We start from the raw sequence: 25,491 nt of genomic DNA, 5'->3' as shown, positions 1-25,491 counted from the left end.
GAGGTGGTGTTGGTAGATCGTTGATTTCATTGACTTTCCTGTTCACTTTCAAATCTGCGATTCGTGGCGTCAAACCGTGGTCGGTTTCATCCATTGGTGCCAGTTATCGATGCATTTGGCCGCGAAGGCAGGATTTGGTCAGCATAGCGGTCAACCGGGAAGCGAAACACACCCCGCAAGTTGATGCTCTCCAGCCTGGTGGGCGCAATCTTCCCGATCAGTTCCGGTGGAATGACCTGGCGGCGGTTCGACCAGCGATCCAGGACCGCCTGCATCTGTGAGGTATTCCACGCCATCACGATGTTGGCCATCAGGCTCAACGCATCGGCCACAGCCTGCATTTCATCGACACGTTTGGCCTGCGCCGGGCTGATCCGGCCGGTATAAATGGCGCGCTTGAGGGCGTTAACAGCCTCGCCCCGATTGAGCACCCGGCGCAACTCGTTCCTGAAAGCGTCCTTGACAAAGTAGTCAGCCAAAAACGCCGTACGCAGCAACCGCCCCAATTGCACGCCAGCCTCATAGATTGGATCGCCCTGGGCGGCAGAACCGAACCGCGCAAGAGCTGCCACCGCACTGGCATGTCCGCTCATGACCGAGGCTGCCAGGTGCACCAGACTAGGGTCTCCTCGTTTTCAGTGCAATAAGTGACGGTACGCAAAGCTAGCACTGGCGCGGGGGTGGTCTGGGTAGACCGTTGATTTCATTGACTTTCCTGTTCGCTTTGTAAACGGGTATGGTGGCCTCCCACTTTTGAGGTTCACGATGCAGGGTTGGCACACAACGTTTTTGGGGATGCGTGGGCTCCCCGCGATATCAGCGACTTCGAGATGAAGGCATTTTTCACCTTCGATGGTGCCGAGCGCGACGCAATCAATGCACGCCGAGGTGATTCCCACAAGCTTGGTCTGGCGCTCCATATTGGTTTCCTGCGCATGAGTGGGCGTTTGCTCGGTGCCTTTCGGGTAATTCCAGTAGCCTTGTGGCGCCACCTTGGCAACGAGCTTGGCATTGCAGCACCAGAAGTCGCCTCGCTGAGAGCCATGTATGAACGCGGGCGCACGCTATTCGATCACCAACAAGTAGCCTGCACGGTCCTTGGATTCCAGTGGATGAGCGAGCACCAGCGCCGCTCACTGGTACGTGAACTGCGCGACGAAGTGGCGCGCTGCGCCGACCGCGATCAGCTACTCGTGCGGGCGCGTCAATGGCTGTACAAGAACAAGCTGGTGATCGTGCACGAGCGGGCAATTCGGACACTGATTGCGGCGGCACTTGCCCAGCTTGAAGTTGAAACAGGCACCGCCATCGCCGCCAGCGTTGATCCAGCAACACTTGATCGCTGGCGAGCCTCAGTTTCAGAGCTGCGCCCAGATGGACAAACCCAGCAGAGTTGGCTATGGGCTGCACCGGCGAAACACTCAACCCGCCAAATCAGCGAGGTACTGGAGCGCATCGACCTGCTTTACACGCTGGACGTTCATAAGCACCTGGCAGACATCCCCGATCTCATCTTGCGCCGCTACGCGCGCCGACTTGTCTCCAGGCCGCCCTCAGCCGGAGCCAAGATCAAAGAGCCAGCGCGCACCGTGGAGGTCGCATGCTTTCTTCGGTATTGCCTGTTCACCACCACAGACCAGTTGATCCTTATGGTGCAGCGCCGGATCGCCGATCTGTGGCGTCAGGCTGCCGCCGATGTCCCCGCTACCGTCAATTGGGCCGCAATGTACAAAACGCTGCTCGGCGAACTTGTTGCCTTGAGCGCGCAAGGTGCGGTGCCAGATGCTGAGTTGCGTGCCCGTCTTGAAGCCTTGATCACCGAAACCCAGAAACGCAAACCACCGAGCAGGGCCTCCCTGGTCCGCGAGGGATTGATTGATGGAATTCGCCCCGTGCGGTCGTTGCTCGTCGCCATTGCAAAGCTGCCCTGGCAGGCCACCGGCGAGCATCCTGCCATCGAGTACCTTGCCAAGCTGCAAGCTTTATATCTCAAAGGATCCAGAAAGCTGCCAGTTGAAGTGGTGGCACCAAGTCTGGGAATGATCTGGCAGGTTTCGATCTCCAGCCCAGACCGGGAACGGGCGTTTCAGGCGTTGGAGGTGGCCACCCTGTTTGCCCTGCGCCGCGCGGTGCGCAATGGCTCGGTCTGGATTGAGCACAGCCTGAGCTTTCGGGGTCGTGCGCGCTTGTTCTTCACGGACGAGCGTTGGCAGGCAGAGTCCAAGAAACACTATGCCCGTCTATCGTTACCCAGCAAGGCTGCCACTTTCTTGAAGCCTTTGCTGGCCAGAGTAACTGCCGGTGTCGATGCGGTGGCCGCTGCAGCCCGCAGTGGCGTACTGCGCGTGGATGATGAACTCCATTTGTCGCCATTGCCCGCAGAGGACGAAGACCCAGAAGTGACCAAGCTGCGCGCGGCTTTGGATCACCGCATCGGTGAGGTTCAATTGCCGGAAGTGATTCTGGCCGTTGACGCCCAGGTGCGCTTTAGCTGGATCATGCTCGGACGTGAGCCGCGCTCTACCGACGAGCTGCTGATGGTCTATGCCGGCATCATGGCCCACGGCACCAGTCTGACTGCGGTCGAATGCGCGCGCATGATTCCGCAATTGTCTGCCACCAGCATTCGCCAGGCCATGCGCTGGGCGCGGGACGAACGGCGTCTGAGCCAGGCCTGCCAGGCTGTGCTGGAATTCATGCAGCGACACCCGATTGCCGCCACCTGGGGGCGGTCCGATTTGGCATCTTCTGACATGATGAGCATGGAGACCACCAAACGGGTGTGGCAAGCCCGGCTTGATCCTCGGCGCAACACACCTTCCATTGGAATCTACTCCCATGTAAAAGACCGGTGGGGCATCTTCCATGCGCAGCCCTTTGTGCTCAATGAGCGCCAGGCGGGCGTGGCCATTGAAGGTGTCATCCGCCAAGAAAAGCTGGAGACCAGCCAGCTTGCTGTGGATACCCATGGCTACACCGACTTTGCCATGTCACATGCCCGTTTGCTTGGTTTTGATCTTTGCCCGCGGTTGAAGGAACTCAAACAGCGCCACCTCTTTGTGCCACGCGGCACCAAAGTGCCCGCAGAAATCGCTGCGGTGTGCGAAGCCAATGTCGACGTCGCTTTGATCGAAAAGCATTGGGATAGTCTGGTGCACCTGGCAGCCTCGGTCATGAGCGGACATGCCAGTGCGGTGGCAGCTCTTGCGCGGTTCGGTTCTGCCGCCCAGGGCGATCCAATCTATGAGGCTGGCGTGCAATTGGGGCGGTTGCTGCGTACGGCGTTTTTGGCTGACTACTTTGTCAAGGACGCTTTCAGGAACGAGTTGCGCCGGGTGCTCAATCGGGGCGAGGCTGTTAACGCCCTCAAGCGCGCCATTTATACCGGCCGGATCAGCCCGGCGCAGGCCAAACGTGTCGATGAAATGCAGGCTGTGGCCGATGCGTTGAGCCTGATGGCCAACATCGTGATGGCGTGGAATACCTCACAGATGCAGGCGGTCCTGGATCGCTGGTCGAACCGCCGCCAGGTCATTCCACCGGAACTGATCGGGAAGATTGCGCCCACCAGGCTGGAGAGCATCAACTTGCGGGGTGTGTTTCGCTTCCCGGTTGACCGCTATGCTGACCAAATCCTGCCTTCGCGGCCAAATGCATCGATAACTGGCACCAATGGATGAAACCGACCACGGTTTGACGCCACGAATCGCAGATTTGAAAGTGAACAGGAAAGTCAATGAAATCAACGATCTACCAACACCACCTCCGCGCCAGTGCTAGCTTTTCGTACCGTCACTTATTGCACTGAAAACGAGGAGACCCCTGCATGCGGTGTTGTGCGCAGCCGGCTTCGACATCCGCTGGCTGCTGCGTGCCATCGCCCGGCGGGGCATTGCTCCAGCCTTTTGCGCTCGCTTTGGCTGCTGTCAGCGCTCGCAGCGTCGGCGAGTCGACTCGCTACTCTTACACGTCCGGCGCTTCTCGTCGGCGCCGCGAGATGAATTTTGCAGGGCCGACGAGATCGACTCGGCGCAGTATTTCCAGGCCCTGGCGAATACTGTGCATTTGTACAGTATTCATGTCAGCCACTTCCAAGCCCAAGCTCTACAACCCACGCCACCCCGAACGCACGCTGCTCTACCAAACGGTAGCCGAGCACTACGAGACCTGGCTAGAGCGCCAGCGCGGGTCAGTTCGACGGCCAGGGCGACCACCACACCCCCAAGCCCTTCGTGCGCAAAGCGTTTGCCAAGTATCTTGAGTGCGGCATCTTTGCCCATGGCTTTGCCCGCGCTCGCTGCGGCGACTGTGGGCACGACTACTTTGTAGCCTTCTCCTGCAAAGGCCGGGGAGTCTGCCCCTCGTGCACCACCCGGCGCATGGTGGAGACAGCAGCGCACCTGAACGACCACGTCTCCCCGCCTGCCGGTGCGCCAGTGGGTGCTGTCGGTTCCCAAGCGGCTTCGGTACTTCATGCAGCGCGACGGAGCGGTGCTGAGCATGGTGCTGCGCATCTTTCTGCGGGTGATCGCACAAACTCTGCAGACCCACAGCCCCGGTGCGGCCCATATGGACAAGGCAGGCCTGCACATCGGTGCCATCGCCTTCATTCACCGATTCGGCTCCAGCCTCAATGAACACGTCCACTTCCACGTTTGTGTGGTGGACGGGGTGTTTGAGGAAGTGGAGGGCGAGGGCGATGCTGATGCGACCCCTCGAATCTCATCGCCGGGTGTCATCTTTCACGCGGCCACCGGCATCGATGCGGCTACCGTGGCCCCAGTGCAGACCACACTGCAAAACGCATCCTGCGCGCCTTCGTTGCTCGGGGCCTGCTGGAGAACTGTGACGCCAAAGACATGCTGGGCTACAAACACAGCGGCTTCTCGGTGGACGCCGGTGTCTGCATCGAAGCCCACGACCGCGCTGCGCTGGAGCGGCTGCTGCGCTATTGCGCGCGTCCACCGTTTTCCATGGAGCGCCTACGCAAAGAGGGAAGCAAACTGGTGTACCGCTGTGCCAAACAGCGCAGCGAGCCCACCAGTGACAAGCGTGGTGCCAAGGCAGATGAGCTGCACCTCACACCGCTGGAGCTCATCGACCGCATTGCCGCGCTGGTGCCACCGCCACGCACCCACCGGCACCGCTACTTTGGTGTGCTGGCACCAAACTCGCCGCTGAGAGCGGCGGTAACGGCGCTGGCTCAGCCTGCTGCGTCGCAACCAGCCACGGTGGAGACTGCACAACCTGGCGCGGGCGTACCTGGGGTGGCGGCGCCGGGCAACGCGGCCACACCCACACCCGAACCTGAAGCACGCCCGAAGCGAGCGGCGCATTACTTGTGGGCGGTGCTGATTGCCCGCATCTACGAGGCATTTCCGCTGCTGTGCCCCATGTGCGGTGGGCAGATGCGCATCATTGCCTTCATCACCCACAGCGCCGAAATCCGCCACATCCTGAACCACATCGGGGTGGACTCGCAGCCACCGCACATAACCCCGGCACGCGGGCCACCGCTGTGGGAGGGCTGCGACGCGCCGGTGGATGATGGTGCGCAAGGCGAGCCGGATTGGGATCTGGCAGCTCAACCCGACGAGGTAGACCAGCGCGTCAATTGGTGACCCAGTGAAGCGGCGGTATCCATCGCTGCGGGAAGCAGCTGCGCGCGCGCCAGGCCCAAATGCATACTGCCTCCCAAGCTCTTGCCATTGAGCGGCAAGCGAGCGCTCAACCTTCCTTGGCCGAACGTGTTTCGAGGCCCAAAACTCGTGCCATACTTGGCCTCATGCGGTTGAATTTCCTATCCGTGGGATGGCTTTGTGCATGGCGAAGAACCGGATGCTATCCCGCCGCGCCCTCCTGCGAGGTCCATCCCATGCGCCGGGCCATCTCCGCACGCCATTGCGCGCGCGGGCGGAAACCGGGCAGGCCGCGCGCGTGCGCCTCCAGGCGCTGCAGCAGCGTGGCCTCGTCGTCCAGGTCGATCGGCACGGCCATGGGTTGCGAGACATACCAGGGCAGGTCGAAGTACAGCTCGAGCCGGTTGCCCTCGGGATCCGGGACATAGATGGACACCGCGTTGCCGTGGGTGATGGGCCTGACTTCGCCTGCGCCACGGGCCTGGAGGGTGCGGTACATGCGGCACAGCGTGTCCAGGCTGTCGGCCTTCAGCGAGATCTGGTTGATCGGGTTGAAGTCCAGCTCCTTCGGACGGCCGGAGATCAGCACGAGCTGGTGGTGTTCGTCGGGATCGCGGCTGAGGAACACCAGGTCGCGCGGGCCATTCGGCCCCGGCAACTGGCCGCGGTCCGTGACGGTGAACGCCAGCAGCTCCGTGTAGAAGGCCTCGAGGGCGGCGATGTCGTGCACGAACATGCCGAAGTGGCTGAAGGAAAAGCCGGGACGCGTCACAAGAGTCTCCATGGAATCAGGGCCCCGGCGCAGGCACCCGATGGCCATGCGCGGTGCGCCGGCGGATTTAGCGCTTCGCGGTTAAATATCGATATTTTTGCTTTAGAGATATATTTTTCCTTTTGTCGCTATGATCGCCGCGACCTGAATCCGAAGCGGGCGCTCCGCCCCCCACCGCATGCAACCCATCCTGAACGTCATCACCTGCAGCACGCGCCCCCGGCGCGTCGGCCCCGCCGTGGCCGCCTGGTTCGAGCAAGTGGCCCGCGCGCAAGGCGAATTCGAAGTCGTCGCCTGCGATCTCAAGGAACTGGCCCTGCCCCTGCTGGACGAGCCGGAGCATCCGCGCACGGGCAAGTACAGCCACGCGCACACCCTGCGCTGGAGCAAGCTCACGGCGGCCGCGGATGCCTACGTCTTCGTGCTGCCCGAGTACAACTTCGGCCCGCGCCTCGCTGCTGAACGCGCTGAGCTACCTGAGCGCCGAGTGGGCCTACAAGCCGGCGGCATTCGTCAGCTACGGCGGCATGTCCGGCGGCATCCGCGCGGTGCAGGTCGCCAAGCAGTTGATGACCACCCAGAAGATCGTGCCGCTGCTGGAAGCCGTGGCCGTCCAGAACGTCGGCACGCTCGTGGACGCCGAAGGCAAGTTCCAGCCGGCGGCGCTGCACGGCGAGTCCGCCGCCGCGATGCTCAAGGAGCTCGCACGCTGGGCCGCGGCCCTGCGCCCCCTGCGCGCGCCGACGCCCTGACGCGCAAGGCGTCCCAACCCGTAGTCACCAAGGAAGCACTCCATGAAATTGATCAGTTTCACGCGGGGCGATCGCCCCGGATTCGGGGCCGTCGTCGAAGGCGGCGTCGTCGACCTGGGCGCCGCCCTGGACGGCAAGTACGCGGACCTGCGGGCGCTGCTGGCCGGCGATGCGCTGGCCGAAGCGCGCGCCGCGGTGGCGCAGCGCAAGCCCGACTTCGCCCTGGAGTCGGTCACCCTGCTGCCCGTCATCCCCGAGCCCGGCAAGATCTGGTGCTGCGGCCTGAACTACCACGAGCACGTGCAGGAGACCAACCGCGAGGTCACCGAGCAGCCCACCTTCTTCCTGCGCGTGGCCGACTCCCAGGTGGGCCACGGCCAGGCCATCGTGCGGCCCCGCGAATCCACCCAGCTGGACTACGAAGCCGAGATCGCCGTGATCATCGGCAAGGGCGGCCGCCGCATCGCCGAGGCCGACGTGGCCCGCCACATCGCCGGCTACGCCTGCTACAACGACGGCAGCGTGCGCGACTGGCAGCGCCACACCTCCCAGTGGGTGCCCGGCAAGAACTTCTGGCGCACCGGCGGCTTCGGCCCCTGGATGGTCACCGCCGACGAGATCCCCTTCGGCACCAGCATGACGCTCGTCACCCGCCTCAACGGCCAGGAGATGCAGCGCGCCACCACCGAGATGATGATCCACAGCATCGCCCGGCAGATCGCCTACGTCTCGGCCATCGCCCCGCTGCAGGCCGGCGACGTGGTCGTCACCGGCACCCCGGTGGCGCGCGCGGCGCCAGCCCCCGGTGTGGATGAAGGCCGGCGACGTCGTGGAGATCGAGGTCGATCGCATCGGCGCTGCGCAACCCCATCGTCGACGAAGACTGAACCAACGAGGAGACCGGAAGATGAACAAGACCACTCGCATCCTCGCCGCCGCTGTCCTGGGCCTGGGCGCATCGGCGGTGTCGGCTTCGGACTTTCCGCAGGGGCCGATCGAGGTGACCGTGCCCTTCGCCGCCGGCGGCGGCCTGACCAGAACGCCCGCGCGTTCGCCAAGGCCTTCTCCGAGGCGCTGAACACGCCGGTGGCGGTGATGAACCGCGACGGCGCGGCCGGCGCGATCGGCCTGGCCTTCGTGGCCGGCGCGCGCGCCGACGGCTACGCGCTGGCGTTCACGCCCGCCGTGTCGCTCACCAGCCAGCCGCACCGCGTCAAGACGATCAAGTACGGCGTGGAGTCGTTCTCCCCGTGTGCCACGTCTTCGACAACATCTTCGCGATCGCGGTGCTGGCGAACTCGCCGTATAAGACGATCGCCGACGTGCTGGTGGGTGCACGCAAGGAGCCGGGTGCGGTGAGCTACGGCACCTCTGGCATCGGCTCGATCCCCATCTGGGCACCGCCGACATCGAGGCCGCGGCCAAGGTGCAGCTGAACCACGTCGCCTACAAGGGCGACGGCCCGATGATGCAGGACCTGCTGGGCGGCCGCCTGGGCTTCGGCGCGGTGCTGGCCAGTTCGGTGCGCGCGCAGGTGCAGGCCGGCACGCTGCGGCTGCTGGCGGTGTACTCGGACCAGCGCCATCCGCATTTCCCGGCCGTGCCCACGCTGACCGAGTCGGGCGTGCCGGTGGTGCAGCTGAGCTTCGGCGGCCTGCTGGCGCCGGCCAAGACGCCGACCGCCGTGCTGGACAAGCTGCAAGCCGCCTGCGAACGCGCGGTGAAGTCGCCCGGCTACGTGGACTGGGCCGCCAAGGCCGGCCAGGTCGTCGAGTACCAGCCGGCCGAAGCGTTCGGGCGCAAGCTGCGCGAGGACAGCCGGGCGAAGGCAGCGACGATCCAGCGGCTGGGCCTGTAACCGGCAGCGATCGCTGATCGAGGCTGAGGGCTCCCGCGTGGGAGCCCTTTGTTTCGCTCGGGCTTGCCGCGGCGCCGAAGGCCGCCGCACAGCCGGCATCACCTACGGCCGCGCAGGAAGCGGCGCACAGGTCGCCGCTGCATGCACCGGCTGCGCACCCGGCGCGCTGCAGTGCAATGGATCCAGAGCGGAAATGGATCCGCAGGAGCAGCTCATGAAGAAGTTCATCTTGTCTGCCGTCGCCGCCAGCGCGATGGCGTTCGGCGGCTTCGCGCACGCCGACCTGATCGATGGCGTGGGAAAGACGCTGTCGCAGATCTTCGGCGTCCCGTACGACCCGACGCCGCCCGACCGGCCCGCCTTCCCCGTGGGCACCGTGTACACCGACGCCAACGGCACGCGCTACCAGGTGGACCCGGCCGGCCGCCACATTCCGCTGGCGCAGGGGCCCGCGCCCTATGCCGACGTCGTCGTGCCGCCCACGGTCGCCGTCGCGCCGGTCTTCGACGACGACGGCGACGGCGTGGCGAACCAGTACGACCGCTATCCGTACGACGGTCGCTACCGCTGACCCCGGCACGCCGCCGCCGACCACGGCAGGGCCGGGCGGCGGATCACGCCAGGGATCCAAGCTGGCCTACACGGCCACCCGGCCAGGCGCATCGACACTGCGTCATCGGCGCTACTGGAGCTAAATAGATACCCCTTGCATTTGTACAGTATTCATGTCAGCCACTTCCAAGCCCAAGCTCTACAACCCACGCCACCCCGAACGCACGCTGCTCTACCAAACGGTAGCCGAGCACTACGAGACCTGGCTAGAGGCCAGCGCGGGTCAGTTCGACGGCCAGGGCGACCACCACACCCCCAAGCCCTTCGTGCGCAAAGCGTTTGCCAAGTATCTTGAGTGCGGCATCTTTGCCCATGGCTTTGCCCGCGCTCGCTGCGGCGACTGTGGGCACGACTACTTTGTAGCCTTCTCCTGCAAAGGCCGGGGAGTCTGCCCTCGTGCACCACCCGGCGCATGGTGGAGACAGCAGCGCACCTGAACGACCACGTCTCCCCCCGCCGGTGCGCCAGTGGGTGCTGTCGGTTCCCAAGCGGCTTCGGTACTTCATGCAGCGCGACGGAGCGGTGCTGAGCATGGTGCTGCGCATCTTTCTGCGGGTGATCGCACAAACTCTGCAGACCCACAGCCCCGGTGCGGCCCATATGGACAAGGCAGGCCTGCACATCGGTGCCATCGCCTTCATTCACCGATTCGGCTCCAGCCTCAATGAACACGTCCACTTCCACGTTTGTGTGGTGGACGGGGTGTTTGAGGAAGTGGAGGGCGAGGGCGATGCTGATGCGACCCTCGAATCTCATCGCCGGGTGTCATCTTTCACGCGGCCACCGGCATCGATGCGGCTACCGTGGCCCCAGTGCAGACCACACTGCAAAACGCATCCTGCGCGCCTTCGTTGCTCGGGGCCTGCTGGAGAACTGTGACGCCAAAGACATGCTGGGCTACAAACACAGCGGCTTCTCGGTGGACGCCGGTGTCTGCATCGAAGCCCACGACCGCGCTGCGCTGGAGCGGCTGCTGCGCTATTGCGCGCGTCCACCGTTTTCCATGGAGCGCCTACGCAAAGAGAGGAAGCAAACTGGTGTACCGCTGTGCCAAACAGCGCAGCGAGCCCACCAGTGACAAGCGTGGTGCCAAGGCAGATGAGCTGCACCTCACACCGCTGGAGCTCATCGACCGCATTGCCGCGCTGGTGCCACCGCCACGCACCCACCGGCACCGCTACTTTGGTGTGCTGGCACCAAACTCGCCGCTGAGAGCGGCGGTAACGGCGCTGGCTCAGCCTGCTGCGTCGCAACCAGCCACGGTGGAGACTGCACAACCTGGCGCGGGCGTACCTGGGGTGGCGGCGCCGGGCAACGCGGCCACACCCACACCCGAACCTGAAGCACGCCCGAAGCGAGCGGCGCATTACTTGTGGGCGGTGCTGATTGCCCGCATCTACGAGGCATTTCCGCTGCTGTGCCCCATGTGCGGTGGGCAGATGCGCATCATTGCCTTCATCACCCACAGCGCCGAAATCCGCCACATCCTGAACCACATCGGGGTGGACTCGCAGCCACCGCACATAACCCCGGCACGCGGGCCACCGCTGTGGGAGGGCTGCGACGCGCCGGTGGATGATGGTGCGCAAGGCGAGCCGGATTGGGATCTGGCAGCTCAACCCGACGAGGTAGACCAGCGCGTCAATTGGTGACCCAGTGAAGCGGCGGTATCCATCGCTGCGGGGAAGCAGCTGCGCGCGCGCCAGGCCCAAATGCATACTGCCTCCCAAGCTCTTGCCATTGAGCGGCAAGCGAGCGCTCAACCTTCCTTGGCCGAACGTGTTTCGAGGCCCAAAACTCGTGCCATACTTGGCCTCATGCGGTTGAATTTCCTATCCGTGGGATGGCTTTGTGCATGGCGAAGAACCGGATGCTATCCCGCCGCGCCCTCCTGCGAGGTCCATCCCATGCGCCGGGCCATCTCCGCACGCCATTGCGCGCGCGGGCGGAAACCGGGCAGGCCGCGCGCGTGCGCCTCCAGGCGCTGCAGCAGCGTGGCCTCGTCGTCCAGGTCGATCGGCACGGCCATGGGTTGCGAGACATACCAGGGCAGGTCGAAGTACAGCTCGAGCCGGTTGCCCTCGGGATCCGGGACATAGATGGACACCGCGTTGCCGTGGGTGATGGGCCTGACTTCGCCTGCGCCACGGGCCTGGAGGGTGCGGTACATGCGGCACAGCGTGTCCAGGCTGTCGGCCTTCAGCGAGATCTGGTTGATCGGGTTGAAGTCCAGCTCCTTCGGACGGCCGGAGATCAGCACGAGCTGGTGGTGTTCGTCGGGATCGCGGCTGAGGAACACCAGGTCGCGCGGGCCATTCGGCCCCGGCAACTGGCCGCGGTCCGTGACGGTGAACGCCAGCAGCTCCGTGTAGAAGGCCTCGAGGGCGGCGATGTCGTGCACGAACATGCCGAAGTGGCTGAAGGAAAAGCCGGGACGCGTCACAAGAGTCTCCATGGAATCAGGCCCCGGCGCAGGCACCCGATGGCCATGCGCGGTGCGCCGGCGGATTCTGCGCTTCGCGGTTAAATATCGATATTTTTGCTTTAGAGATATATTTTTCCTTTTGTCGCTATGATCGCCGCGACCTGAATCCGAAGCGGGGCGCTCCGCCCCCCACCGCATGCAACCCATCCTGAACGTCATCACCTGCAGCACGCGCCCCCGGCGCGTCGGCCCCGCCGTGGCCGCCTGGTTCGAGCAAGTGGCCCGCGCGCAAGGCGAATTCGAAGTCGTCGCCTGCGATCTCAAGGAACTGGCCCTGCCCCTGCTGGACGAGCCGGAGCATCCGCGCACGGGCAAGTACAGCCACGCGCACACCCTGCGCTGGAGCAAGCTCACGGCGGCCGCGGATGCCTACGTCTTCGTGCTGCCCGAGTACAACTTCGGCCCGCCCGCCTCGCTGCTGAACGCGCTGAGCTACCTGAGCGCCGAGTGGGCCTACAAGCCGGCGGCATTCGTCAGCTACGGCGGCATGTCCGGCGGCATCCGCGCGGTGCAGGTCGCCAAGCAGTTGATGACCACCCAGAAGATCGTGCCGCTGCTGGAAGCCGTGGCCGTCCAGAACGTCGGCACGCTCGTGGACGCCGAAGGCAAGTTCCAGCCGGCGGCGCTGCACGGCGAGTCCGCCGCCGCGATGCTCAAGGAGCTCGCACGCTGGGCCGCGGCCCTGCGCCCTGCGCGCGCCGACGCCCTGACGCGCAAGGCGTCCCAACCCGTAGTCACCAAGGAAGCACTCCATGAAATTGATCAGTTTCACGCGGGGCGATCGCCCCGGATTCGGGGCCGTCGTCGAAGGCGGCGTCGTCGACCTGGGCGCCGCCCTGGACGGCAAGTACGCGGACCTGCGGGCGCTGCTGGCCGGCGATGCGCTGGCCGAAGCGCGCGCCGCGGTGGCGCAGCGCAAGCCCGACTTCGCCCTGGAGTCGGTCACCCTGCTGCCCGTCATCCCCGAGCCCGGCAAGATCTGGTGCTGCGGCCTGAACTACCACGAGCACGTGCAGGAGACCAACCGCGAGGTCACCGAGCAGCCCACCTTCTTCCTGCGCGTGGCCGACTCCCAGGTGGGCCACGGCCAGGCCATCGTGCGGCCCCGCGAATCCACCCAGCTGGACTACGAAGCCGAGATCGCCGTGATCATCGGCAAGGGCGGCCGCCGCATCGCCGAGGCCGACGTGGCCCGCCACATCGCCGGCTACGCCTGCTACAACGACGGCAGCGTGCGCGACTGGCAGCGCCACACCTCCCAGTGGGTGCCCGGCAAGAACTTCTGGCGCACCGGCGGCTTCGGCCCCTGGATGGTCACCGCCGACGAGATCCCCTTCGGCACCAGCATGACGCTCGTCACCCGCCTCAACGGCCAGGAGATGCAGCGCGCCACCACCGAGATGATGATCCACAGCATCGCCCGGCAGATCGCCTACGTCTCGGCCATCGCCGCTGCAGGCCGGCGACGTGGTCGTCACCGGCACCCCGGTGGCGTGGGCGCGCGGCGCCAGCCCCCGGTGTGGATGAAGGCCGGCGACGTCGTGGAGATCGAGGTCGATCGCATCGGCGTGCTGCGCAACCCCATCGTCGACGAAGACTGAACCAACGAGGAGACCGGAAGATGAACAAGACCACTCGCATCCTCGCCGCCGCTGTCCTGGGCCTGGGCGCATCGGCGGTGTCGGCTTCGGACTTTCCGCAGGGGCCGATCGAGGTGACGTGCCCTTCGCCGCCGGCGGCGGCCTGGACCAGAACGCCCGCGCGTTCGCCAAGGCCTTCTCCGAGGCGCTGAACACGCCGGTGGCGGTGATGAACCGCGACGGCGCGGCCGGCGCGATCGGCCTGGCCTTCGTGGCCGGCGCGCGCGCCGACGGCTACGCGCTGGCGTTCACGCCCGCCGTGTCGCTCACCAGCCAGCCGCACCGCGTCAAGACGATCAAGTACGGCGTGGAGTCGTTCTCCCCGTGTGCCACGTCTTCGACAACATCTTCGCGATCGCGGTGCTGGCGAACTCGCCGTATAAGACGATCGCCGACGTGCTGGTGGGTGCACGCAAGGAGCCGGGTGCGGTGAGCTACGGCACCTCTGGCATCGGCTCGATCCCCCATCTGGGCACCGCCGACATCGAGGCCGCGGCCAAGGTGCAGCTGAACCACGTCGCCTACAAGGGCGACGGCCCGATGATGCAGGACCTGCTGGGCGGCCGCCTGGGCTTCGGCGCGGTGCTGGCCAGTTCGGTGCGCGCGCAGGTGCAGGCCGGCACGCTGCGGCTGCTGGCGGTGTACTCGGACCAGCGCCATCCGCATTTCCCGGCCGTGCCCACGCTGACCGAGTCGGGCGTGCCGGTGGTGCAGCTGAGCTTCGGCGGCCTGCTGGCGCCGGCCAAGACGCCGACCGCCGTGCTGGACAAGCTGCAAGCCGCCTGCGAACGCGCGGTGAAGTCGCCCGGCTACGTGGACTGGGCCGCCAAGGCCGGCCAGGTCGTCGAGTACCAGCCGGCCGAAGCGTTCGGGCGCAAGCTGCGCGAGGACAGCCGGGCGAAGGCAGCGACGATCCAGCGGCTGGGCCTGTAACCGGCAGCGATCGCTGATCGAGGCTGAGGGCTCCCGCGTGGGAGCCCTTTTGTTTCGCTCGGGCTTGCCGCGGCGCCGAAGGCCGCCGCACAGCCGGCATCACCTACGGCCGCGCAGGAAGCGGCGCACAGGTCGCCGCTGCATGCACCGGCTGCGCACCCGGCGCGCTGCAGTGCAATGGATCCAGAGCGGAAATGGATCCGCAGGAGCAGCTCATGAAGAAGTTCATCTTGTCTGCCGTCGCCGCCAGCGCGATGGCGTTCGGCGGCTTCGCGCACGCCGACCTGATCGATGGCGTGGGAAAGACGCTGTCGCAGATCTTCGGCGTCCCGTACGACCCGACGCCGCCCGACCGGCCCGCCTTCCCCGTGGGCACCGTGTACACCGACGCCAACGGCACGCGCTACCAGGTGGACCCGGCCGGCCGCCACATTCCGCTGGCGCAGGGGCCCGCGCCCTATGCCGACGTCGTCGTCCACGGTCGCCGTCGCGCCGGTCTTCGACGACGACGGCGACGGCGTGGCGAACCAGTACGACCGCTATCCGTACGACGGTCGCTACCGCTGACCCCGGCACGCCGCCGCCGACCACGGCAGGGCCGGGCGGCGGATCACGCCAGGGATCCAAGCTGGCCTACACGGCCACCCGGCCAGGCGCATCGACACTGCGTCATCGGCGCTACTGGAGCTAAATAGATACCCCTTGCATTTGTACAGTATTCATGTCAGCCACTTCCAAGCCCAAGCTCTACAACCCACGCCACCCCGAACGCACGCTGCTCTACCAAACGGTAGCCGAGCACTACGAGACCTGGCTAGAGCTGGCCAGCGCGGGTCAGTTCGACGGCCAGGGCGACCACCACACCCCCAAGCCCTTCGTGCGCAAAGCGTTTGCCAAGTATCTTGAGTGCGGCATCTTTGCCCATGGCTTTGCCCGCGCTCGCTGCGGCGACTGTGGGCACGACTACTTTGTAGCCTTCTCCTGCAAAGGCCGGGGAGTCTGCCCTCGTGCACCACCCGGCGCATGGTGGAGACAGCAGCGCACCTGAACGACCACGTCTCCCCGCCTGCCGGTGCGCCAGTGGGTGCTGTCGGTTCCCAAGCGGCTTCGGTACTTCATGCAGCGCGACGGAGCGGTGCTGAGCATGGTGCTGCGCATCTTTCTGCGGGTGATCGCACAAACTCTGCAGACCCACAGCCCCGGTGCGGCCCATATGGACAAGGCAGGCCTGCACATCGGTGCCATCGCCTTCATTCACCGATTCGGCTCCAGCCTCAATGAACACGTCCACTTCCACGTTTGTGTGGTGGACGGGGTGTTTGAGGAAGTGGAGGGCGAGGGCGATGCTGATGCGACCCTCGAATCTCATCGCCGGGTGTCATCTTTCACGCGGCCACCGGCATCGATGCGGCTACCGTGGCCCCAGTGCAGACCACACTGCAAAAACGCATCCTGCGCGCCTTCGTTGCTCGGGGCCTGCTGGAGAACTGTGACGCCAAAGACATGCTGGGCTACAAACACAGCGGCTTCTCGGTGGACGCCGGTGTCTGCATCGAAGCCCACGACCGCGCTGCGCTGGAGCGGCTGCTGCGCTATTGCGCGCGTCCACCGTTTTCCATGGAGCGCCTACGCAAAGAGGGAAGCAAACTGGTGTACCGCTGTGCCAAACAGCGCAGCGAGCCCACCAGTGACAAGCGTGGTGCCAAGGCAGATGAGCTGCACCTCACACCGCTGGAGCTCATCGACCGCATTGCCGCGCTGGTGCCACCGCCACGCACCCACCGGCACCGCTACTTTGGTGTGCTGGCACCAAACTCGCCGCTGAGAGCGGCGGTAACGGCGCTGGCTCAGCCTGCTGCGGCGCAACCAGCCACGGTCGAGACTGCACAATCTGGCGCGGGCGTGGGCGTACCTGGGGTGGCGGCGCCGGGCAACGCGGCCACACCCACACCAGAACCTGCAGCACCTCCCAAACGCCCAGCGCACTACCTATGGGCGGTGCTGATTGCCCGCATCTACGAGGTCTTCCCACTGCTGTGTCCGAACTGCGGGGGCAAATGCGCATCATTGCCTTCATCACGCACAGCGCCGAAATCCGCCACATCCTGAACCACATCGGGGTGGAGTCTGCCCCCGCACATCACCCCGGCACGCGGGCCACCGCTGTGGGAGGGCTGCGACGCGCCGGTGGATGATGGTGCGCAAGGCGAGCCGGATTGGGATCTGGCAGCTCAACCCGACGAGGTAGACCAGCGCGTCAATTGGTGACCCAGTGAAGCGGCGGTATCCATCGCTGCGGGAAGCAGCTGCGCGCGCGCCAGGCCCAAATGCATACTGCCTCCCAAGCTCTTGCCATTGAGCGGCAAGCGAGCGCTCAACCTTCCTTGGCCGAACGTGTTTCGAGGCCCAAAACTCGTGCCATACTTGGCCTCATGCGGTTGAATTTCCTATCCGTACAGCAGTACCGTCACCACGCCCAGCAGCATGGATGCCGCCATCACCAAGTAGGCCGTGGTCCAGGCGCCGGCCTGGTAGCCCGCCAGGCCGGCCACTTCAGCGCGCGCGGCCACCCACAGCACGCCCGCGCCGGCCCAGATCATGGCCAGGCGGTAGCCCGTCTGGTAGGTGGCGGCCAGGGCGGCCTGGTGGTCGGCGTCGGCGGATTCGATGCGGAAGGCGTCCAGCGCAATGTCCTGCGTGGCAGAGCCAAAGGCCACCAGCAGCGCGCACCACACTATGGGCCCCAGGGCGTCGCGCGGGTCGGCCAGCGCCATGCCGACCAGGCCGGTCATCACCAGCGCCTGCGCCAGCAGCAGCCAGCTGCGCCGCCGGCCCAGCCAGCGTGTGAGCAATGGCAGCGGCAGGCGGTCCACCAGCGGCGACCAGACCCACTTGAACGCATAGGCCAGCCCCACCCACGACAGGTAGCCGATGGTGGTGCGGTCGATGCCCGCCTCGCGCAGCCTGAAAGACAGCGTGCCCAGCACCAGCAACAGCGGCAGCCCCGCCGCAAAGCCCAGGGCCAGCATGCGCAGGCTGGCGGGCTCCAGATAGACAAGCCAGGCCTGGCGCCAGGAGCGGCGAGGGGGCAGCGGCAGCAGGGGGAGCGTTGGTGGCGGTTTCGGCAGGCATGGGCAAGGGCGGGGGATGGGTGCAATCGCGGGATTATCCGCACCGCAGCGCGCAGCGCGCAGCGCAGGACGCCATGACACCCGCCGGCCAGCATTGGCGGGGTGCAGTCTGTCCTAGACTCGCGCCCATGACCATCCGCACCCCCAACCCCTTGTCCTCGTTGTCCGCCTGGCCGGGCTGCCTGTGCTGCGTCGCGCGCGGTGATCAGTCCGGCGGAATCTGGCAGGCGCGCCGCGCCTTTGTGCTGGCGGCGGCTGGGGCGGCGGCGCTGCCGGCGGCGGCGCAGGTGGATGTGGGCAGCGCATCGGGCATGCGCATGCTGGTGCCCGCCGAGACGCTGGAAGAATCCGCCGTGCAGCAATACAACCAGCTGCTGGCGCAGGCCAAGGCCAAACGCGCACTGGCGCCGGACAACCACCCGCAGCTGGTGGCGCTGCGCGGTATTGCCCGCCGCCTCATTCCCCACGCCGCGCAGTGGAACAGCCGCGCGGCCCAGTGGCGCTGGGAGATCAACCTGATCGCTAGCCGCCAGATCAACGCCTTTTGCATGCCGGGCGGCAAGATTGCGTTCTACACGGGCATCCTGGACCAGCTCGCTGACCGGCGACGAGGCCGCCATGATCATGGGCCACGAAATGGCCCACGCGCTGCGCGAGCACGCCCGCTCGCGCGTGGCCAAAAGCCAGGCCACCAGCATTGGCCTGTCGCTGGGCGCGCAGCTGCTGGGCCTGGGCGAGCTGGGCAACGTGGCGGCCAACCTGGGCACGCAGCTGCTCACGCTCAAGTTCAGCCGCTCCGACGAGACCGAGGCCGACCTGGTCGGCCTGGAGCTGGCCGCCCGCGCCGCCTACAACCCGCAGGCCGCCGTCAGCCTGTGGCGCAAGATGGGCGCGGCCACGGGCAACAACGGCGTCGCGTTCTTGTCCACCCACCCCTCGGGGCCAGACCGCATCCGCGAGCTGGAGGGCAACGTGCCCAAGGTGCAGGGGCTGTACCAGGCGGCGCGGGGTGGTTGATTTGCTTCTTTATTGATAGCTGTTGGCGCTTGTCAGTCAAGCGCTGGTGGCTGATTTGGCTTGAAGCTGCGGCGGTGCGCAGCCCGGCAAAAGGCGCGGCCTTCGCGCAGGGCGCGGATCAGCAAATCGGGCGTGGCGCGGATGTGCCTCCAGCGCCAGCGCGGCGCGGGCGTCCTGGCCTGACATGGCCAGCGCGAAGATTTCGGTGTGCTCGGCGTGCACATCGCGCACACCACCCGGCAGGCCCATGGCGCAGAAGCGGTAGCGCTCGCTGTGGCGCGACAGCAGGCGCAACACCCGCACCGTCCAGGGCGAGGTGTGGCCCGCCAGCAGCGCCTCATGAAAGCGCACGTTCAGCAGCTCCCACTGGCGGCGGCGGTGCGGCGCGATGGGCTGCTCTTCGGCCGAGATGGCCGCATAGGCCTCGGCAAGCGCTTCGCGCCACTGTGCATCACCGGCGCGAATGGACTGGCGCAGCGCGTCGGTCTCGATGTGCACGCGCAGCGTGGTGATGTCTTCCAGCTCTTGCAGCGCGATGGGCGCCACGCGAAAGCCGCGCTGCCCCTCCACGGTCACCAGCGCGTCGCTCACCAGCCGCGTGAGCGCCTCGCGCAGCGTGCCCGCGCCCACCTCGTACTGGGTGCGCAGGTGCTCGATGCGCAGCTTGCTGCCGGGCGCAAGGCGGCCCTCGACGATGTCGCTGCGCAGCGTGGCGTAGGTTTGCTCGATCAGCGTGCGCGAGGGTGCGCCGTGCAGGCTGGCATCGGCGGCGGCGTGGCCGCCAGCCAGCGCAATCAAAGGGTGAAAGCTGCGTTTGGCCATGGCAATGCGGGGCTGGTGTGCGCCTCACGAAGCCGCCAGCGGCCGCTCTTGCAGGCGCGACAGGCGGTAGCTCAGCTGCGGGCGCGTCAGGCCCAGCGCGCGCGCCGCCGCGGCCAGGTTGCCGCCTGCGCGCGCCACGGCCTCGCGGATCAGCGCGTTCGAGCGCGTCCAGCGTCAGGCCGCTGGCTTGCAGGGTGTCGTACAGACTGGCGCTTTGCTGGCAGTGCGCCTCGCTCCAGCGCGCCGACGGCGTTCACGGTGTGCGCCGCGGGCGTGGCGGAGGCGGGGAAAGCATGGCGGCGTCCACCAGGTCGTCGTTGGGCGCCAGGATCACGCCGCGCTCGACCAGGTTTTCCAGCTCGCGCACGTTGCCGGGCCAGGCGTGCTGGCGCATGGCGGTCATGGCCAGGTCAGTGAAGCCCGCCAGGCGCTTGCCGTGCAGGGCGGCGTAGCGCTGCAGCAGGTGCATGGCCAGCAGTTCGATGTCGTCCGCGCGCTCGCGCAGCGCCGGTATGCGGATGGGATAGACGTTCAGGCGGTAGAGCAGGTCGCGCCGAAAGCGCCCTTCCTCCACGGCTTTTTCCAGATCGACGTTGGTGGCGGCAATCACGCGCACGTCCACCTTGCGCGGCTGCGTGCCGCCCAGGCGCTCCACTTCGCCCTGCTGCAGCACGCGCAGCAGCTTGGCCTGCGCGGGTAGCGGCAGCTCGCCCAGCTCGTCCAGCAGCAAGGTGCCGCCGTGCGCGCGCTCAGCGGCCCACGCGCGCGGCGGTGGCGCCGGTGTAGGCGCTTTTTCGGCGCCGAAGAGCTCGCTTTCGATCAAATCGGCGGGCAGCGCCGCGCAGTTGACGGCCACGAAGGGCTTGTCGGCGCGCGGGCCCATGGCGTGCAGCGCGCGCGCAAAGCGCTCTTTGCCCACGCCGGTCTCGCCGGTCAGCAGCACGGTGACCTGCGTGGGCGCGGCCTTGCGCAGCAGCTCCACGGTGTCGTTGAAGGCGCGCGAGCGTCCCAGCAGCGGGCCCTGGTCGTCCGCGGGCTGTAGCTGGGTGCGTAGCGCATCCGCCTGCGACTGCAGCTCGCCCAGGCGCACCAGCATGGAGTCGGGGTCGTAGTCGCGCGCCAGTTGCTCGCCGTCGGGCCATTCGTGCTCAAAGCGGCCCTCGATCAGGCAGTGCGGGTGGCCGCAGGCAGTGCACTGCACTTCCTTGAAAAGGGCCGGGCGGCGAAAGAACGCGCTGGTGTAGCCCGAGGCATAGCCCAGCAGCATCCAGCACACGGGCGCACCTTGCGGGCCCCAGGCGCGCTGGTGCACCTCGGCCTCCCAGCTGTGATCCCACTGAAAGATGCCGTGAAAGTGGCTTGCCGCCTCGTCCAGCTCGAACACCTTCGGCTGCACGCGCACAGCGCCTTCCAGCATGTGCAGCTGCGGCCCTACGGCAAAGGCGTCGAACAGCGATGCGCCCGGCCGCACCTGGCGCGCCAGCAGCGCATCGCGCTCGCCCGATGCGTAGCCCGCACGCATCAGCAAGCGGCGGGCGTGCTCCGGCCCCAGGCTGGCCACCAGCTCGCGCCGCAACGCCTGAAAGGCCGCCGCATGTACCAGCAGCATGCGCTGATCAGCCAGCCAGATGCGCCCATCGACGGGCGAGAAGTGCACCAGCCGGCGCAAGTCGGCGTCGGACGGGTAGGGGGCAGGGTGGTGGCTGGCATGAAAAAGTATCGATAAACAGCGGGTGGTCGTCCATCGGGATCGACCCGGGGAGGTTTTTCATCATTTCATGAACTGGCTGACCCCTGGGTCTCATCAAAACATCATGCTGCTGTGCAGCAATCGCGGCTCCGGGCTGTCCGCGGTGCCGCAGCCGGCGGCTACCAACCTGCGGGCGGGCCTCTTTGACGCGATTTGCTAGGATTAACCCTGGATTTATCGATATTTGCGCGCAAAACGCCAGCATTGGCATGGCCCGTGCAAAACAGATGGCGCAAAACCGAAAAGGAGACCGTCATGACCCACACCGCCATTGCCACCGACGCATCTGCCACCCCGCAACCCGTCTGCGATCTGTCGCAGCGGTTTGTGCGCGTGCTGGGCCGCCGCGACAACGGCTTTGTCGAGTTTGCTTTCTCGATCGGATGGCCCGAGCTGTCGGTGGAGCTGATGCTCCCTGAACCGGCATTCGATGCCTTTGCGCGGCGCACCGCGTGCGCCACCTGGATGACTGAGCCCTGCCCCAACAACCACGACCAGGAGATAAGCCCCATGAACATCGACTTGCAGGCGCGCGAAATTCAGCCGCTGCGCAACACCTTCGCCCGCGTGGCGGCCTACACGGGCGACAAGCCCGCGTCGCGCTACCTTGAAGCCACGCTGGGCATTCAGAACGCCGCGAACTTCCATTACCGCCCGACCTGGGAGCCCGAATTCGAGCTGTTTGATGCTGGCCGCACGGCCGTCAAACTGGCTGACTGGGATGCCCTGCGCGACCCGCGCCAGTATTACTACGCCAACTGGACCATGGCGCGTGCGCGCCAGCAAGAGGCGATGGAGGCCAACTACCAGTTTGTCGAGTCGCGCGGCCTGATCGACAAGATTCCCGACGCGCAGCGCGCCGCAGCCTGCGAGGTGCTCATGCCGCTGCGCCACGCGGCCTGGGGCGCCAACATGAACAATTGCCAGGTGTGTGCACGCGGCTATGGAACGGCCTTTACCGCCCCGGCCATGATGCACGCCATGGACCAGCTAGGCGTGGCCCAGTACCTGACCCGCCTGGGCCTGGCGCTGGGGAGCCCGGCGCACTGGAAGCCGGCAAGAACGACTGGCTGCAGGACCCGCGCTGGCAGGACTGCGCAAGCTGGTGGAGGACACGCTGGTCGTCAACGACCCGTTCGAGCTGTTTGTGGCGCAGAACCTGGCGCTCGACGGTCTGCTGTACCCGCTGATCTACACGCATTTCGTGGACGACCACCTTGCGGTGCAGGGCGGTACGGCGGTGGCCATGCTCACGGCCTTCATGCCCGAATGGCATGACGAGAGCGCACGCTGGGTGGACGCGGTCATCAAAGTGGCCGCCGCCGCATCGGACGACAACCGCGCGCTGATTACCGGCTGGTTCAAGACCTATGCCGACAGTGCGCAGGCCGCGCTGGCGCCGGTGGCAGAGATGGCCTTGGGCGCTGCCGGTGCCGAAGCCCTGCTGGCCGTGCGCGAAACCCTCAACACCCGCGCCCGCAAGGCCGGTCTAACCCTCTGAGAAAGTTTGTGATGACCGAACCCGTTTCTAAAGTTTTCATTGCCTTCCAAGACAACGAAGAATCGCGCCCGATTGTCGATGCCATCTTGGCCGACAACCCCGAAGCCACTGCCGTGCATTCGCCCGGTTTGGTCAAGATCGACGCCCCGGCCGCTTGGTAGTGCGCCGCGAGAGCATCGAAGAGCAAACCGGCCAGCGTTTTGACCTGCAACAGATTCACGTCAATCTGGTCACGATCTCAGGCTACATCAATGAAGACGACGACGAGTTGTCGTTGAGCTGGCTGCGCTAAAGCAGCCGCCACCCCCGATTTATTGCCGCAACCACCAGGAGATAACACCATGGACGCACCCGTTACCAAAAAGAAGCTCGGCCTGAAAGAACGCCACATCGCCATGACGCGCGATCTGGCCTGGGACACTACCTACCAACCGATGGACAAGGTGTTCCCGTTCGACAAATACGAAGGCATCAAGATCCACGACTGGGATAAATGGGAAGACCCGTTTCGCCTGACCATGGACGCCTACTGGAAATACCAGGGCGAGAAGGAAAAGAAGCTCTATGCCGTGATCGAGGCCTTTGCGCAGAACAATGGCCAGCTGGGTATTTCGGATGCGCGCTATGTGAATGCGATCAAGATCTTCTTCCAGGCCGTGACCCCGATAGAGTACCTCGCGCACCGCGGCTTTGCCCATGTGGGCCGCCACTTCACCGGTGCCGGTGCCCGCGTTGCCGCGCAGATGCAGTCCATTGACGAGCTGCGCCACTGCCAGACCGAAACCCACGCCCTGTCGCACTACAACAAGTATTTCAATGGCCTGCACCAGGCACCCCACATGTTTGACCGTGTGTGGTACCTGTCCGTGCCCAAGTCGTTTTTTGAAGACGCCTCCACCGCAGGGCCGTTCGAGTTCTCACCGCCGTGAGCTTCTCGTTCGAGTACGTGCTGACCAACCTGGTGTTCGTGCCCTTCATGTCCGGCGCCGCCCACAACGGCGACATGAGCACCGTGACGTTTGGCTTCTCGGCCCAGTCCGACGAATCGCGTCACATGACCCTGGGCATCGAGTGCATCAAGTTCATGCTCGAGCAGGACCCGGCCAACGTGCCGATCGTGCAGAAGTGGATCGACAAGTGGCTCTGGCGCGGCTACCGCCTGCTGACCATCGTGGCCATGATGCAGGACTACATGTTGCCCAAGCGCGTGATGAGCTGGAAGGAGGCCTGGGAGATGTACGCCGAGGAAAACGGTGGCGCGCTGTTCCGCGATCTGGCCCGCTATGGCATCCGCGAACCCAAGGGCTGGAAGGAGGCGTGCGCCGGCAAAGACCACATCAGCCACCAGGCCTGGAATACCTTCTACAACTATGCGGCTGCTGCGCCCTTCCACACCTGGATTCCCAAGGAAGACGAGATGCAGTGGCTGAGCGAAAAGTACCCCGACACCTTCGACAAGTACTACCGGCCGCGCTTCGAGCATTTCCACGCGCAGCAGCAACAGGGCAAGCGTTTACAACAAGACGCTGCCCATGCTGTGCACCATCTGCCAGGTCCCCATGTTCTTTACCGAGCCCGGCGATCCGACCAAGATCTGCTACCGCGAGTCCGACTACCACGGCGACAAGTACCACTTCTGCAGCGACGGTTGCAAAGAAATTTTTGACGACGAGCCCGAGAAATATTCGCAAGCCTGGCTGCCCGTGCACCAGATTTACCAGGGCAACTGCTTCCCCGAGGGCACCGACCCGACGGTGGAGGGCTTTGACCCGATGGCTGCCGTGATGGACTACTACGACCTGAAGGTGGGCCGACAACCTCGACTTTGAAGGCTCGGAAGACCAGAAGAACTTTGCCGCCTGGCGTGGTGATGCTGTTCAAGGAGACAAGGCATGAGCGTCGTTGCTGTCAAACCCTACGACTTTCCCGCCCGCGACCGGCGCGAGAACTTCCCGCACCGCTGCTCTACATCGGCTGGGAGGATCACCTGATGTTTGCATCACCGGTCTGCCTGCCGTTGCCGCCGGATACCCTGTTCGGCGCGCTGGCCCAGGGCGTGCTGCCCGGCGTGTACGGCGAGCACCCTGACTTTGCCAAGATCGACTGGTCCCAGGTCGAGTGGTTCAAGTCCGGCCAGCCGTGGACGCCCGATCCGGCCAAGTCGCTGCAGGCCAATGGCCTTCAGCACAAGGACGCGATCCGTTTTCGCACCCCGGGCCTGACCGGCATCCAGGGTACGTGCAGCTAAGTCCCATTCGGTGAGGAAGCCCGGGGCTACCCCGGGCCCCGCGTCCATGCCATGACCTACCAACTGACCATCGAGCCCTTGGGCGCAACGATCGACGTCGAAGAGGGCCAGACCCTGCTCGACCGCCGCGTTGCGCCAGGGCATCTACATTCCCCACGCCTGCGGCCACGGCCTGTGCGGCACCTGCAAGGTGCAGGTATCCGACGGCGAGGTGGACCACGGTGCCGCCAACCCCTTTGCGCTGCTGGAGATGGAGCGCGACGACGGCAAGACCTCGCCTGCTGCGCCACGCTGCAGTCGGACGCCACCATTGAGGCCGATATCGACGACG

At 65.7% G+C, this 25,491-nt stretch carries 15 protein-coding genes and 16 pseudogenes; 24 read left to right on the top strand and 7 right to left on the bottom strand.

The window, feature by feature from the left end; all coding sequences use genetic code 11:
• Positions 1-86: 86 nt before the first annotated feature.
• Positions 87-620 (bottom strand): annotated as a pseudogene (locus H0I39_RS20925) (Tn3 family transposase); the annotation flags it as partial.
• 145 nt (positions 621-765) lie between these two features.
• On the opposite strand from H0I39_RS20925, the pseudogene H0I39_RS20920 reads away from it, so the two are divergent.
• The 3 genes and pseudogenes from H0I39_RS20920 to H0I39_RS20915 all read left to right on the top strand — a co-directional run bounded on the left by H0I39_RS20920 (position 766) and on the right by H0I39_RS20915 (position 5,621).
• A pseudogene (locus tag H0I39_RS20920) lies at positions 766-3,680 on the top strand (Tn3-like element IS1071 family transposase).
• 552 nt (positions 3,681-4,232) lie between these two features.
• Positions 4,233-4,637: a transposase zinc-binding domain-containing protein gene (locus H0I39_RS24495; protein ID WP_373368372.1), complete on the top strand. Its 405-nt coding sequence runs from the start codon at positions 4,233-4,235 to the stop codon at positions 4,635-4,637.
• Positions 4,570-5,621, top strand: a pseudogene (locus H0I39_RS20915) (transposase). The gene H0I39_RS24495 and the pseudogene H0I39_RS20915 overlap by 68 nt, the downstream one beginning before the upstream one ends.
• 220 nt (positions 5,622-5,841) lie before the next feature.
• On the opposite strand, the gene H0I39_RS20910 reads toward H0I39_RS20915, so the two are convergent.
• Positions 5,842-6,459 (bottom strand): VOC family protein, encoded by a 618-nt coding sequence (locus H0I39_RS20910; RefSeq protein WP_373368320.1) that lies wholly within the window; start codon positions 6,457-6,459, stop codon positions 5,842-5,844.
• Between the two features lie 130 nt (positions 6,460-6,589).
• On the opposite strand from H0I39_RS20910, the pseudogene H0I39_RS22950 reads away from it, so the two are divergent.
• From H0I39_RS22950 to H0I39_RS20875, 7 genes and pseudogenes are all read left to right on the top strand, one after another.
• Positions 6,590-6,796: pseudogene (locus tag H0I39_RS22950) on the top strand (NADPH-dependent FMN reductase); the annotation flags it as partial.
• Positions 6,797-6,818: 22 nt separating this feature from the next.
• The gene (locus H0I39_RS22945) at positions 6,819-7,163 is read left to right on the top strand and encodes an NADPH-dependent FMN reductase (protein WP_257646299.1); all 345 of its coding nucleotides are present in this window, start codon (positions 6,819-6,821) and stop codon (positions 7,161-7,163) included.
• Between the two features lie 42 nt (positions 7,164-7,205).
• Positions 7,206-8,050 (top strand): annotated as a pseudogene (locus H0I39_RS20900) (fumarylacetoacetate hydrolase family protein).
• Between the two features lie 208 nt (positions 8,051-8,258).
• Positions 8,259-8,522 carry a hypothetical protein gene (locus H0I39_RS22940; RefSeq protein ID WP_373368371.1) on the top strand — a complete coding sequence of 88 codons (264 nt, stop codon included), beginning with the start codon at positions 8,259-8,261 and terminating at the stop codon, positions 8,520-8,522.
• A gap of 34 nt (positions 8,523-8,556) precedes the next feature.
• The gene (locus tag H0I39_RS20885; protein ID WP_257646256.1) at positions 8,557-9,021 is read left to right on the top strand and encodes a tripartite tricarboxylate transporter substrate-binding protein; all 465 of its coding nucleotides are present in this window, start codon (positions 8,557-8,559) and stop codon (positions 9,019-9,021) included.
• 37 nt (positions 9,022-9,058) lie between these two features.
• Positions 9,059-9,592, top strand: a complete 534-nt coding sequence (locus H0I39_RS20880) for a hypothetical protein (RefSeq protein ID WP_180551914.1) — start codon at positions 9,059-9,061, stop codon at positions 9,590-9,592.
• Between the two features lie 154 nt (positions 9,593-9,746).
• Positions 9,747-11,285, top strand: a pseudogene (locus H0I39_RS20875) (IS91-like element ISCR8/ISPps1 family transposase).
• Positions 11,286-11,506: 221 nt separating this feature from the next.
• Here H0I39_RS20875 and H0I39_RS20870 read toward each other — a convergent pair.
• Positions 11,507-12,088 (bottom strand): VOC family protein, encoded by a 582-nt coding sequence (locus H0I39_RS20870; RefSeq protein ID WP_180551526.1) that lies wholly within the window; start codon positions 12,086-12,088, stop codon positions 11,507-11,509.
• 166 nt (positions 12,089-12,254) lie between these two features.
• Here H0I39_RS20870 and H0I39_RS20865 point away from each other — a divergent pair.
• The 6 genes and pseudogenes from H0I39_RS20865 to H0I39_RS20840 form a co-directional block, all read left to right on the top strand.
• Positions 12,255-12,638: pseudogene (locus H0I39_RS20865) on the top strand (NADPH-dependent FMN reductase); the annotation flags it as partial.
• A 232-nt stretch (positions 12,639-12,870) separates the two neighbouring features.
• Positions 12,871-13,719: a fumarylacetoacetate hydrolase family protein gene (locus H0I39_RS20860; RefSeq protein ID WP_180551925.1), complete on the top strand. Its 849-nt coding sequence runs from the start codon at positions 12,871-12,873 to the stop codon at positions 13,717-13,719.
• Positions 13,720-13,837: 118 nt separating this feature from the next.
• Positions 13,838-14,191 (top strand): tripartite tricarboxylate transporter substrate-binding protein, encoded by a 354-nt coding sequence (locus H0I39_RS20855; protein ID WP_180551924.1) that lies wholly within the window; start codon positions 13,838-13,840, stop codon positions 14,189-14,191.
• Complete coding sequence (locus H0I39_RS20850) at positions 14,083-14,691, top strand: tripartite tricarboxylate transporter substrate binding protein (protein ID WP_308645949.1); 609 nt, start codon at positions 14,083-14,085, stop codon at positions 14,689-14,691. The genes H0I39_RS20855 and H0I39_RS20850 overlap by 109 nt, the downstream gene beginning before the upstream one ends.
• A 215-nt stretch (positions 14,692-14,906) precedes the next feature.
• The gene (locus H0I39_RS20845; RefSeq protein ID WP_180551923.1) at positions 14,907-15,386 is read left to right on the top strand and encodes a hypothetical protein; all 480 of its coding nucleotides are present in this window, start codon (positions 14,907-14,909) and stop codon (positions 15,384-15,386) included.
• 26 nt (positions 15,387-15,412) lie between these two features.
• Positions 15,413-16,959, top strand: a pseudogene (locus H0I39_RS20840) (transposase).
• 188 nt (positions 16,960-17,147) lie between these two features.
• Here the strand turns inward: H0I39_RS20840 and H0I39_RS20835 are convergent.
• Positions 17,148-17,819: pseudogene (locus tag H0I39_RS20835) on the bottom strand (MFS transporter); the annotation flags it as partial.
• A gap of 131 nt (positions 17,820-17,950) precedes the next feature.
• Here H0I39_RS20835 and H0I39_RS20830 point away from each other — a divergent pair.
• Positions 17,951-18,839: pseudogene (locus H0I39_RS20830) on the top strand (M48 family metallopeptidase).
• A 36-nt stretch (positions 18,840-18,875) separates the two neighbouring features.
• Here the strand turns inward: H0I39_RS20830 and H0I39_RS20825 are convergent.
• The 3 genes from H0I39_RS20825 to H0I39_RS20820 all read right to left on the bottom strand — a co-directional run bounded on the left by H0I39_RS20825 (position 18,876) and on the right by H0I39_RS20820 (position 21,330).
• Positions 18,876-19,661, bottom strand: a complete 786-nt coding sequence (locus H0I39_RS20825) for a GntR family transcriptional regulator (RefSeq protein WP_257646298.1) — start codon at positions 19,659-19,661, stop codon at positions 18,876-18,878.
• Positions 19,662-19,685: 24 nt separating this feature from the next.
• A complete protein-coding gene (locus tag H0I39_RS23645) occupies positions 19,686-19,799 on the bottom strand; it encodes a helix-turn-helix domain-containing protein (RefSeq protein WP_308645960.1) in 114 nt (37 codons plus the stop codon).
• Positions 19,800-19,914: 115 nt separating this feature from the next.
• Entirely contained in the window at positions 19,915-21,330 is a 1,416-nt protein-coding gene (locus H0I39_RS20820) for a sigma 54-interacting transcriptional regulator (protein ID WP_307776946.1), read from the bottom strand.
• A gap of 109 nt (positions 21,331-21,439) precedes the next feature.
• Here H0I39_RS20820 and H0I39_RS22935 point away from each other — a divergent pair, with 109 nt between their 5' ends.
• From H0I39_RS22935 to H0I39_RS20790, 7 genes and pseudogenes are all read left to right on the top strand, one after another.
• Positions 21,440-21,571, top strand: coding sequence for a hypothetical protein (locus H0I39_RS22935; protein WP_257646297.1), 132 nt, complete (start codon positions 21,440-21,442; stop codon positions 21,569-21,571).
• A gap of 95 nt (positions 21,572-21,666) precedes the next feature.
• Positions 21,667-21,795 (top strand): annotated as a pseudogene (locus H0I39_RS20815) (phenol hydroxylase subunit); the annotation flags it as partial.
• A 126-nt stretch (positions 21,796-21,921) separates the two neighbouring features.
• A pseudogene (locus tag H0I39_RS20810) lies at positions 21,922-22,912 on the top strand (ferritin family protein).
• 11 nt (positions 22,913-22,923) lie between these two features.
• Positions 22,924-23,204, top strand: a pseudogene (locus H0I39_RS20805) (MmoB/DmpM family protein).
• 49 nt (positions 23,205-23,253) lie between these two features.
• A pseudogene (locus tag H0I39_RS20800) lies at positions 23,254-24,808 on the top strand (aromatic/alkene/methane monooxygenase hydroxylase/oxygenase subunit alpha).
• Positions 24,805-25,160 (top strand): annotated as a pseudogene (locus H0I39_RS20795) (phenol hydroxylase subunit P4). The pseudogenes H0I39_RS20800 and H0I39_RS20795 overlap by 4 nt, the downstream one beginning before the upstream one ends.
• A gap of 51 nt (positions 25,161-25,211) precedes the next feature.
• Positions 25,212-25,491: pseudogene (locus H0I39_RS20790) on the top strand (2Fe-2S iron-sulfur cluster-binding protein); the annotation flags it as partial.

This window comes from Ottowia beijingensis (genome assembly GCF_013423955.1).
GTDB classification, from domain to species: Bacteria; Pseudomonadota; Gammaproteobacteria; order Burkholderiales; family Burkholderiaceae_C; genus Ottowia; species Ottowia beijingensis.
Note: the sequence above shows the minus strand (reverse complement) of the source record. Positions and strands in the feature narration are given on the sequence as shown.